At 57.1% G+C, this 11977-nt stretch carries 8 protein-coding genes; 5 read left to right on the top strand and 3 right to left on the bottom strand.

The window, feature by feature from the left end; all coding sequences use genetic code 11:
- Nucleotides 1-256: hypothetical protein (locus tag CWM58_RS29075; RefSeq protein ID WP_133122436.1), on the bottom strand; the 256-nt coding region annotated here is incomplete at its 3' end.
- Nucleotides 257-445: 189 nt separating this feature from the next.
- Entirely contained in the window at nucleotides 446-901 is a 456-nt protein-coding gene (locus CWM58_RS23135; RefSeq protein ID WP_100681884.1) for an acetyltransferase, read from the bottom strand.
- A gap of 156 nt (nucleotides 902-1057) precedes the next feature.
- On the opposite strand from CWM58_RS23135, the gene metA reads away from it, so the two are divergent.
- The 4 genes from metA to aceK all read left to right on the top strand — a co-directional run bounded on the left by metA (nucleotide 1058) and on the right by aceK (nucleotide 7060).
- A complete protein-coding gene (gene metA / locus CWM58_RS23140) occupies nucleotides 1058-1987 on the top strand; it encodes a homoserine O-acetyltransferase MetA (RefSeq protein WP_074387372.1) in 930 nt (309 codons plus the stop codon).
- A gap of 260 nt (nucleotides 1988-2247) precedes the next feature.
- The gene (gene aceB / locus CWM58_RS23145; protein WP_100681885.1) at nucleotides 2248-3849 is read left to right on the top strand and encodes a malate synthase A; all 1602 of its coding nucleotides are present in this window, start codon (nucleotides 2248-2250) and stop codon (nucleotides 3847-3849) included.
- Between the two features lie 79 nt (nucleotides 3850-3928).
- Complete coding sequence (gene aceA, locus CWM58_RS23150; RefSeq protein ID WP_032701149.1) at nucleotides 3929-5233, top strand: isocitrate lyase; 1305 nt, start codon at nucleotides 3929-3931, stop codon at nucleotides 5231-5233.
- Between the two features lie 102 nt (nucleotides 5234-5335).
- Nucleotides 5336-7060 (top strand): bifunctional isocitrate dehydrogenase kinase/phosphatase, encoded by a 1725-nt coding sequence (aceK, locus tag CWM58_RS23155; RefSeq protein WP_100681886.1) that lies wholly within the window; start codon nucleotides 5336-5338, stop codon nucleotides 7058-7060.
- An 87-nt stretch (nucleotides 7061-7147) separates the two neighbouring features.
- On the opposite strand, the gene iclR is transcribed toward aceK, so the two are convergent.
- Nucleotides 7148-7978, bottom strand: a complete 831-nt coding sequence (iclR, locus tag CWM58_RS23160) for a glyoxylate bypass operon transcriptional repressor IclR (RefSeq protein WP_061156434.1) — start codon at nucleotides 7976-7978, stop codon at nucleotides 7148-7150.
- A gap of 194 nt (nucleotides 7979-8172) precedes the next feature.
- On the opposite strand from iclR, the gene metH reads away from it, so the two are divergent.
- Nucleotides 8173-11856 carry a methionine synthase gene (gene metH, locus CWM58_RS23165; protein ID WP_100681887.1) on the top strand — a complete coding sequence of 1228 codons (3684 nt, stop codon included), beginning with the start codon at nucleotides 8173-8175 and terminating at the stop codon, nucleotides 11854-11856.
- Nucleotides 11857-11977: the final 121 nt, after the last annotated feature.

Raw genomic sequence — 11977 nt, forward strand, 5'->3', positions numbered from 1 at the left:
TGCCGAACTCAGAAGTGAAACGCCGTAGCGCCGATGGTAGTGTGGGGTCTCCCCATGTGAGAGTAGGGAACTGCCAGGCATCAAACAAAGCAGAAAGCTCAGTCGAAAGACTGAGCTTTTTGTTTTGTCTGTTGTCTGTCGGTGAGCGCTCTCCTGAGGAGGACAAATCCGCCGGGAGCGGATTTGAACGTTGCGCAGAAACGGCCCGGAGGGTGGCGGGCAGGACGCCCGCCATAAACTGCCAGGCATCAAACAAGTGAAGAGCCCATCCTGACGGATGGGCTTTTTGCGTTTCAGTGGACCGGGCAGCATGCCGGCATATCTCCCCCGGTGGCGCTGCGCTGACCGGGGCTACAAACCGGGGCTGACTGGTAGCCCGGACAAGGTGCGCAGCACCGCCTCCGGGGGGGCCCCTGTCTAAGAGTCAGCAGTTGCGACGTCAATCTTAGTCTGCTTCAGCCTGCGGCTCATGTATCAAATTCAATAACGGATACGGTTGCCCCAGATCGTCCGTCTCAGAACGCCCTGTCACGTTAAAACCCATCCTCTGATAAAACCCGACCGCTTGTTCATTCTGCTCATTCACATTCGTCGTCAGCTTTGGCGTTAACGACAGCGCATGCTCAATCAGCAATTTCCCCACGCCACAGCCGCGGACATCCGGATCGACGAACAGCGCGTCCATATGCTCTCCGGTAAGCAGCATAAAGGCGATCGGCTCGTCCTGGGCGTTAACCGCCACCCACAGCGGGGCCTCCGGTAAAAATGCGCGTACCATCTCCTCCAGCTCCTTTCGATACGCTTTTGACAAAAAATCGTGCGTAGCGTCGACCGACCGACACCATATCGCAATCAGTTTATCCCCTTCATCAGGCCGGGAACGGCGGATGCTAATAACCATATTTTCTCCTTTTCTTCATTCTTATATTCTAACTCAACGCGCGCCGTGAAATTTTCTCACCGTGAACATGCAGACTCGACATTCACCCGATTCCTGGTTATCTTCAGCTATCTGGATGTCTAAACGTTTATACGTATGCTATGAGGTAATACAGTTATGCCAATTCGGGTGCAGGACGAGCTACCAGCCGTCAATTTCTTGCGCAATGAAAATGTCTTTGTGATGACGGCAACGCGTGCAACGACTCAGGAAATTCGCCCCCTGAAGGTGTTAATCCTCAACCTGATGCCGAAGAAAATCGAGACGGAAAATCAGTTCCTGCGTCTGCTGTCGAACTCTCCGCTGCAGGTGGACATCCAGTTGTTGCGTATTGATGCGCGTGAGTCGCGTAATACGCCGACGGAGCATCTGAATAACTTTTACTGCAATTTCGATGAGATCTGCGATCAGAACTTTGATGGCCTGATTGTCACTGGAGCCCCCTTAGGCCTGGTTGAGTTTAACGATGTTGCTTACTGGCCACAGATCAAACAGGTGCTGGAGTGGGCGAAGGATCACGTCACCTCCACGCTGTTCGTCTGTTGGGCGGTTCAGGCCGCGCTGAATATTCTGTACGGCATTCCCAAGCAGACCCGCGCCGAAAAGATTTCCGGCGTCTATGAACACCATATTCTGCATCCACACGCCTTACTGACCCGCGGCTTCGACGACTCTTTCCTGGCCCCGCACTCACGCTATGCTGATTTTCCGGCGGGGCTTATCCGCGACTACACCGATCTCGAGATCCTCGCGGAGACGGAAGAGGGCGATGCGTATTTGTTTGCCAGCAAAGATAAGCGTATAGCCTTTGTCACCGGCCATCCGGAGTACGATGCCAATACCCTGGCAAGCGAATATTTCCGCGACGTGGAAGCCGGTTTGGATCCAGAGGTGCCTTACAACTATTTTCCGCAAAACGACCCGCAGAACAAACCGCGCGCCACCTGGCGGAGCCACGGCAATCTGCTGTTCGCTAACTGGCTTAACTATTATGTCTACCAGATTACACCATACGATCTGCGACATATGAATCCTACGTTAGAGTAATACTCTACACGAAACGATCCTAAAGCGTTTCAGCACTTTGCCTCTGGCACCTTCGGGTGCCTTTTTTATTTCCGAAATTCACTTCACGGCCAATGATAACTTTAATTCCATTGTTATCAATATGTTAATGTTATTTTAAAATTAAAATGGAAATTGTTTTTGATTTTGAAAATTAATTGAGTAGTCTTAATTGTGCTGAGCGAAAACTACACAACGATCTTTCGCTCGCTTCCAGCGGATCAACCAAGAGGAACAGCACAATGACGCAGCAGGCGACAATCACCGATGAACTGGCCTTTAGTCAGCCCTATGGCGAGCAGGAGAAGCAGATCTTAACGCCTGAGGCGGTAGAATTTCTGACGGAACTGGTGAGCCGCTTTGCGCCGGCGCGTAATAAGCTGCTGGCCGCGCGTCAGCAGCAGCAGCAGGCCATTGATGAAGGTGTACTTCCGGATTTTATTTCGGAAACCGATTCCATTAGAAATGGAAGCTGGACTATTCGCGGTATCCCGGCGGATTTGCAGGATCGCCGCGTTGAAATCACCGGCCCCGTCGAACGCAAAATGGTCATTAACGCGATGAATGCCAACGTCAAAGTCTTTATGGCGGACTTTGAGGATTCGCTGGCGCCTGACTGGCGTAAAGTCATTGATGGCCAAATTAACCTGCGTGATGCCGTGAACGGGACCATCAGCTACACCAACGAGGCCGGCAAAATCTACCAGCTGCAGCCCAATCCCGCCGTGCTGGTATGCCGTGTGCGCGGCCTGCACCTGCCGGAAAAACACGTCACCTGGCGTAATGAGGCTATCCCCGGCAGTCTGTTCGATTTTGCGCTCTATTTCTTTCATAACTACCAGGCGCTGCTGGCGAAAGGAAGCGGTCCCTACTTCTATCTGCCAAAAACCCAGGCCTGGCAGGAGGCGGCATGGTGGAACGATGTCTTCAGCTTTACGGAAGATCGCTTTGACCTGCCGCGCGGCACCATCAAGGCCACGCTGCTGATTGAGACGCTGCCAGCGGTGTTCCAGATGGATGAGATCCTGCATGCGCTGCGCGACCATATTGTTGGCCTGAACTGCGGCCGTTGGGACTACATCTTCAGCTATATCAAAACGCTGAAAAACCATCCGGACCGCGTGTTGCCTGACCGTCAGGTGGTGACGATGGATAAACCCTTCCTCAGCGCCTACTCACGTTTGTTGATTAAGACCTGCCACAAACGCGGTGCGTTTGCGATGGGCGGCATGGCGGCGTTTATTCCGAGCAAAGATGCCGAACGTAACCGCCAGGTGCTGAATAAAGTCACCGCCGATAAAGAGCTGGAGGCGAACAACGGTCACGATGGGACCTGGATCGCTCATCCGGGGCTGGCGGATACCGCTATGGCGGTGTTTAACCGCGTGCTGGGCGATAAGCCGAATCAGCTCTCGGTGACGCGTAACGAGGATGCGCCAATTACCGCCGAACAGCTGCTGGCCCCCTGCGAGGGCGAGCGCACAGAAGCCGGGATGCGCGCCAACATTCGCGTGGCGGTGCAGTACATCGAAGCCTGGATCTCTGGCAACGGTTGCGTCCCGATTTATGGCCTGATGGAAGACGCCGCGACGGCCGAGATCTCGCGCACCTCTATCTGGCAGTGGATCCATCATCAGAAAACCCTGAACGATGGTACCCCGGTTACTAAGGCGCTGTTCCGCCAGTGGCTGGCGGAAGAGCTGATGGTGATTCAGGAGGAGCTGGGAGAGCACCGTTTCAGCCACGGTCGCTTTGACGATGCGGCGCGGCTGATGGAGCAGATCACCACCTCCGACGAGCTAATTGATTTTCTGACATTACCGGGCTACCGCCTGTTGGCCTAACCGCCAGAAGGTGTTGTTCGCCATTTAGTCCTTCACCAATGAGCCTGGGGAGCCAGGAAATTATATGGAGCATCTGCACATGAAAACCCGTACCCAACAAATCGAAGAATTAAACAAAGAGTGGACGAACCCGCGCTGGGAAGGCATTACCCGCCCGTACAGCGCGGAAGAGGTGGTGAAGTTACGCGGCTCGGTGAATCCGGAATGCACGCTGGCGCAGCTTGGCGCGGCGAAAATGTGGCGTCTGCTGCACGGTGAGGCGAAAAAAGGGTACGTCAACAGTCTCGGCGCGCTGACCGGCGGCCAGGCCTTGCAGCAGGCGAAGGCGGGTATCGAAGCCATTTATCTCTCCGGCTGGCAGGTGGCGGCGGATGCTAACCTGGCGTCCAGCATGTATCCGGATCAATCGCTGTATCCGGCCAACTCGGTACCGGCGGTGGTGGATCGGATCAACAACACTTTCCGCCGCGCCGATCAGATCCAGTGGTCGGTCGGGATTGAACCGAACGATCCGCGTTATATCGACTACTTCCTGCCGATCGTGGCGGATGCGGAGGCCGGTTTTGGCGGCGTCCTTAACGCCTTTGAGCTGATGAAATCGATGATTGAAGCCGGTGCAGCGGCGGTTCACTTCGAAGATCAGCTGGCGTCAGTGAAGAAGTGCGGTCATATGGGCGGTAAAGTGCTGGTCCCGACTCAGGAGGCGATTCAGAAGCTGGTTGCGGCACGTCTGGCAGCCGACGTGATGGGGGTCCCGACGCTGGTGATTGCCCGTACCGATGCCGACGCTGCGGATTTAATTACCTCAGACTGCGATCCGTACGATCGTGAGTTTATTACCGGGGATCGCACCAGCGAAGGGTTCTTCCGCACCCACGCCGGGATCGAGCAGGCGATCAGTCGCGGGCTGGCTTATGCGCCGTATGCGGATCTGGTGTGGTGCGAAACGTCGAAACCGGATCTTGAGCAGGCGCGCCGCTTTGCCGAGGCTATTCATGCACGTTTCCCAGGCAAACTGCTGGCCTATAACTGCTCGCCGTCGTTTAACTGGAAGAAAAATCTCGACGATAAAACCATCGCCAGCTTCCAGCAGCAGCTGTCGGACATGGGATACAAATACCAGTTTATTACCCTCGCCGGGATCCACAGCATGTGGTTCAACATGTTCGACCTCGCCCATGCCTACGCTCAGGGTGAGGGGATGCGCCACTATGTTGAGAAAGTGCAGCAGCCGGAATTCGCTGCCGCGCCGGAAGGCTATAGCTTCGTCTCGCACCAGCAGGAGGTGGGCACTGGCTACTTCGACAAAGTCACTACCATTATCCAGGGCGGCGCCTCATCGGTGACGGCGCTGACCGGCTCGACCGAAGAAGATCAGTTTTGAGCCATGCCCGGTGGCGCGACGCTGACCGGGCCTGGGAAGGGATGCAGGCCGGATAAGCGAGCGCGCCATCCGGCATGACGTGGTGCCGGATGGGGGAAAGCGATGACGCGTGGCCTGGAACTACTGATTGCCCAAACCATTTTACAGGGATTCGACGCCCAGTACGGGCGTTTCCTGGAGGTGACCTCCGGCGCGCAGCAGCGCTTTGAACAGGCTGACTGGCACGCCGTACAGCAGGCGATGAAGCAGCGTATCCATCTCTACGATCACCACGTTGGCCTGGTGGTAGAGCAGCTGCGCTGCATTACCGAAGGGAAAAGTACCGACGTCGATTTTCTTTTGCGGGTGAAACAGCAGTACACCCAACTGTTGCCGGATTACCCTCGCTTTGAAATTGCCGAGAGCTTTTTCAATTCGGTCTACTGCCGACTGTTTGACCACCGCTCGCTGACCCCCGAGCGGCTCTTTATTTTCAGTTCGCAGCCCGAGCGTCCCTTTCGCACCCTCCCGCGACCGCTGGCGAAAGATTTTTTTCCGGAACGCGGCTGGTCGCACCTGCTGGGCAAAGTACTGTCCGATTTGCCGCTGCGGTTGCCGTGGCAGAACAAAGCGCGGGATATCGGCTATATCATTGCCAGTCTGCAGGAGGCGCTGGGGGAGGAACTGCTCGCCACCTGTCATCTGCAGGTCGCCAACGAGCTGTTCTATCGAAATAAAGCCGCCTGGCTGGTGGGCAAACTGGTGATGCCGATGGCGACGCTGCCTTTTTTGCTACCGATCCACCGCAGCGATGAGGGCGAGCTGTTTGTCGATACCTGCCTGACAACCCATGCCGAAGCGAGCATCGTTTTTGGCTTCGCGCGTTCCTATTTTATGGTTTATGCGCCGTTGCCCGGCGCTCTGGTGGAATGGCTGCGTGAGATCCTGCCGGGTAAAACGACGGCCGAGCTGTACATGGCGATTGGCTGTCAGAAGCACGCCAAAACCGAAAGCTATCGCGAATATCTGCACTACATTACGCGCTGCGATGAGCAGTTTATTGAAGCGCCGGGCATTCGCGGGATGGTGATGCTGGTGTTTACCTTGCCGGGGTTTGACCGGGTGTTTAAGGTGATCAAAGACCGCTTCGCGCCGCAGAAAGAGATGACCGCCGCCCACGTGCGCGCCTGCTATCAGTTGGTAAAGGAGCATGACCGCGTCGGGCGGATGGCGGATACCCAGGAGTTTGAAAATTTCGTGCTGGATAAACGGCAAATCGCGCCGGCGCTGATGGCGCTGTTGCAGGCGGAAGCGGGGAACAAACTCACCGATCTCGGCGACCGCATCGTCATCAGCCATCTCTATATTGAGCGGCGAATGGTGCCGCTCAACCTGTGGCTGGAGCAGGTTAATGGCCAGGCATTGCGTGATGCGGTAGAAGAGTATGGCAATGCTATCCGCCAGCTGGCTGCCGCCAACATCTTTCCCGGCGATATGCTGTTTAAAAACTTCGGCGTCACCCGCCACGGCCGGGTGGTGTTCTACGACTATGATGAAATCTGCTATATGACGGAGGTGAATTTCCGCCAGATCCCGCCGCCGCGCTATCCGGAGGATGAGCTGGCCAGCGAGCCGTGGTATAGCGTCTCGCCGGGGGATGTGTTTCCGGAGGAGTTCCGCCACTGGCTGTGCGCCGACCCGCGCATTGGGCCGCTGTTTGAGGAGATGCATGCCGACCTGCTGCGCGCGGACTACTGGCGCGAACTGCAGACGCGGATTAAAAACGGCCATGTGGAAGATGTCTACGCCTACCGGCGTAAGCAGCGTTTTAGCGTGCGCTATGGCTGATGTAGCCCGGCCGAGCGAAGCGACGCCGGGGTTTTGTGCCGTGCTTCCCCGGCGTCGCTTCGCTCGGCCGGGCTACTTAATCTTTCTTTATTTAACCCCGCCGTATGCCAGCGTGACCTCTTTCGCGGCCTTAATGACCAGCGCGCCAAGCTCGGTTACCCGATCATCGGTCATACGCGAGATGGGGCCGGAGATAGAAATCGCCGCGAACGGTTCGCGATGTTCATCGTAAATGCAGGCGGCGACGCAGCGCAGGCCGAGCGCGTGCTCCTCGTCATCGAAAGAGTAACCCCGCTTGCGGATCTGGGCTAAATCTTCCTTCAGATGTAGCGGGGAGACCAGCGTGGCATGCGTATAGGCATGAAGCCCTTTACGGTGCAGCAGGCTGGTGACCTGCTCTTCGCTCAATTGCGAGAGAAACGCCTTCCCGGCGCCAGAGGCGTGCATCGGCAGCTTACCGCCGATCGGCGCCGACATACGCATCAGCTGGGTGCACTGCACCTGATCGATAATGATCGCCTGGTGGTCGCTCTGGTCGAGCACCGCCAGGTTCACCGTTTCACCGGAATCTTCCATCAGCTGGCGCAGGATCGGGTGGACAATGGCCAGCAGATTACGGCTTTGCAGAAAGCTGCTGCCGACCACGAAGGCATGCGCCCCGACGGCCCAGTGTCCCAGCTCACCGACCTGGCGGACGAAGCCCAGCTGCTGCATGGTGGTCAGCAGACGGTGTGTGGTGGAGTTGGGCAGACCCGCCTGTTGCGCCAGCTCGGTCAGCGCGACGCTGCTGTGGGACTCAGCAATCCATTCGAGTAATTTCAGGCCGCGGGTCAGCGACTGAACCTGACCGCCAGCCTGCTGGGCGGTGGCAGCCGCGGGTTTTCTGCCGCGTTTCGCGGGAACGGGGGTAGTGGCCATCGCGGACTCCTTTTTCTGTATCGTGGAAATGATTTTCGTTTTATTTGGCGATAATGCAATCACAACCGGACTCATCGGATGAGTGAAGCTGAACATGTCTCATATTGCCTGTTGTTGTCTTTTCCGCTCCGGTGGTTTATGCCAGTATGGTTTGTTGGCTATTTGGCCTGAGTTGAGCGTTGTCGGGAGCAAGTGTGAGCAGCAAAGTTGAGCAACTGCATCAGCAGTTAAAAGAACGTATTCTGGTTCTGGATGGGGGCATGGGCACCATGATCCAGGGCTATCGTCTGAGTGAGCAGGACTTTCGCGGTGAGCGCTTTGCTGACTGGCCGTGCGACCTGAAAGGCAACAACGACCTGCTGGTGCTCAGCAAGCCCGAGGTGATCCGCGAGATCCACGACGCCTACTTCGAGGCTGGCGCGGATATCATTGAGACCAACACCTTTAACTCGACGACCATCGCGATGGCGGATTACCAGATGGAATCCCTGTCGGCAGAGATCAACTTTGCCGCGGCGAAGCTGGCTCGCGCCAGCGCCGACGCCTGGACGGCCCGCACGCCGGAAAAACCGCGCTACGTCGCGGGCGTGCTTGGCCCGACCAACCGTACCGCCTCTATTTCACCTGATGTGAACGATCCGGCGTTCCGTAATATTACCTTTGACCAGCTGGTGGCCGCTTATCGCGAATCCACCCGGGCGCTGGTGGAAGGTGGTGTGGATCTGATCCTGATTGAAACGGTATTTGATACTCTGAACGCCAAAGCGGCCATCTATGCGGTGAAAGAGGAGCTGGAGGCGCTGGGTGTTGACCTGCCGCTGATGATTTCCGGCACCATCACCGATGCTTCCGGCCGCACGCTTTCCGGGCAGACCACCGAAGCCTTTTATAACTCGCTGCGCCACGCCGAAGCCTTATCGTTTGGTCTGAACTGCGCCCTCGGGCCGGACGAACTGCGGCAGTATGTCCAGGAGCTGTCGCGCATCGCCGAATGCTACGTCACCGCGCACCCGAACGCCGGTCTGCCCAACGCCTTCGGTGAATACGATCTGGATGCCGACACCATGGCGACGCAAATTCGCGAATGGGCGGAAGCCGGTTTCCTCAATATCGTCGGCGGTTGCTGCGGTACGACTCCGGAGCATATTGCCGCCATGAGCCGGGCGGTGGCCGGTTTACCGCCGCGCCAATTGCCGGAACTGCCGGTGGCCTGCCGCCTCGCCGGTCTGGAGCCGCTGAACATCGGCGATAACAGCCTGTTTGTTAACGTCGGCGAACGTACCAACGTCACCGGTTCTGCTAAATTTAAGCGCTTGATCAAAGAAGAGAAGTACAGCGAAGCGCTGGACGTTGCCCGTCAGCAGGTCGAAAGCGGCGCGCAGATTATTGATATCAACATGGATGAGGGGATGCTCGACGCGGAAGCGGCGATGGTGCGCTTCCTCAACCTGATTGCCGGCGAGCCGGATATTGCCCGCGTGCCGATCATGATCGACTCCTCCAAGTGGGAAGTCATTGAAAAGGGTCTGAAATGCATTCAGGGCAAAGGCATTGTTAACTCGATTTCGATGAAAGAGGGTGTCGAACCCTTTATCCACCATGCGAAGCTGGTTCGCCGCTATGGCGCCGCGGTAGTGGTGATGGCCTTTGACGAAGTCGGCCAGGCCGACACTCGCGAACGCAAAATTGAGATTTGTCGTCGCGCTTACAAAATCCTCACCGAAGAGGTCGGCTTCCCACCAGAAGATATCATTTTTGACCCCAATATCTTCGCGGTTGCGACCGGTATCGAAGAGCATAACAACTATGCGCAGGACTTTATCGGCGCCTGTGAAGACATTAAGCGCGAGCTGCCGCATGCGCTGATCTCCGGCGGCGTCTCCAACGTGTCGTTCTCCTTCCGCGGTAATGACCCGGTACGTGAGGCGATCCACGCCGTATTCCTCTACTACGCGATCCGTAACGGCATGGATATGGGGATCGTTAACGCTGGCCAGCTGGCGATTTACGACGATCTGCCGGGCGAGCTGCGCGACGCGGTCGAAGACGTGATCCTCAACCGCCGCGATGACAGCACCGAAAGACTGCTTGAACTGGCGGAAAAATATCGCGGCAGCAAAGCGGACGATGGCGCGAATGCCCAGCAGGCGGAATGGCGCAGCTGGGACGTGAAAAAGCGTCTCGAATACTCGCTGGTAAAAGGGATCACCGAGTTTATCGAGCAGGATACTGAAGAGGCGCGCCAGCTGGCCGCCCGCCCAATCGAGGTGATTGAAGGGCCGCTGATGGACGGCATGAACGTGGTCGGCGACCTGTTCGGCGAAGGCAAAATGTTCCTGCCGCAGGTGGTGAAATCCGCACGCGTGATGAAACAAGCTGTGGCCTACCTCGAACCTTATATCGAAGCCAGTAAAGAAAAAGGCTCCAGCAACGGTAAGATGGTGATCGCCACCGTGAAGGGCGATGTGCACGACATCGGCAAAAACATCGTCGGCGTGGTGCTGCAGTGCAACAACTATGAAATTATCGATCTGGGCGTGATGGTACCAGCGGACAAAATCCTTAAAACCGCCAAAGAGGTGAATGCGGATCTGATCGGCCTTTCCGGGCTGATTACCCCATCGCTGGACGAGATGGTTAACGTGGCGAAAGAGATGGAGCGCCAGGGCTTCACCATCCCGCTGCTGATCGGGGGGGCGACCACCTCGAAAGCGCACACGGCGGTGAAAATCGAGCAGAACTACAGCGGCCCGACGGTCTACGTGCAGAACGCTTCGCGCACCGTCGGCGTGGTGGCCTCGCTGCTCTCCGATACGCAGCGCGATGATTTTGTCGCCCGCACGCGCAAAGAGTATGAAACCGTGCGTATCCAGCACGGGCGTAAAAAACCGCGTACGCCGCCAGTGACCCTGGCCGCCGCGCGAGAGAACGATCTGGCCTTTGACTGGGAGAACTATACCCCGCCGGTGGCCCATCGGCTGGGCATCCACGAGGTCGAAGCGAGCATCGAGACGCTGCGCAACTACATCGACTGGACGCCGTTCTTCATGACCTGGTCACTGGCGGGCAAATACCCGCGGATTCTGGAAGATGAAGTGGTGGGGGAAGAGGCGCAGCGCCTGTTCAAAGACGCCAACGAGCTGCTGGATAAACTCAGCGCGGAGAAAACCCTGAACCCGCGCGGCGTGGTGGGGCTGTTCCCGGCCAACCGCGTCGGCGACGACGTGGAAATCTATCGTGATGAAACCCGCACCCACGTGCTGACGGTGAGCCATCATCTGCGTCAGCAGACGGAAAAAGTCGGCTTCGCCAACTACTGTCTCGCCGACTTTGTTGCGCCGAAGCTGAGCGGCAAGGCGGACTACATCGGCGCCTTTGCCGTGACCGGCGGCCTGGAAGAGGATGCGCTGGCGGACGCCTATGAAGCGCAGCATGACGACTACAACAAGATCATGATCAAGGCCATCGCCGATCGTCTGGCGGAAGCCTTCGCCGAGTATCTGCACGAGAAAGTGCGCAAGGTGTACTGGGGGTATGCAGCCAATGAAAACCTCAGCAATGAGGAGCTTATCCGCGAGAACTACCAGGGGATCCGTCCGGCGCCGGGGTATCCGGCCTGTCCGGAGCACACCGAAAAAGGCACCATCTGGCAGCTGCTGGACGTCGAAGCCCATACCGGTATGAAGCTCACCGAATCGTTCGCCATGTGGCCGGGCGCCTCGGTTTCCGGCTGGTATTTCAGCCATCCGGACAGCAAGTACTTCGCCGTGGCGCAGATCCAGCGCGACCAGGTCGAAGACTACGCGCTGCGTAAAGGGATGACGCCGGCGGAAGTCGAACGCTGGTTAGCGCCTAATCTGGGCTATGATGCTGACTAAGCCGTCATCTTTCCTTACAACAAACAAGGCGCTCTGTGAGCGCCTTGTCTCTTTATTGAGGTTAACCCCTTATACTGAGAGAAGTTCCAGAACGTCGGAACACCTGTAACGATAAGGAGAA

This window comes from Klebsiella sp. H-Nf2 (assembly GCF_002806645.1).
Classification (GTDB): domain Bacteria; phylum Pseudomonadota; class Gammaproteobacteria; order Enterobacterales; family Enterobacteriaceae; genus Klebsiella; species Klebsiella variicola.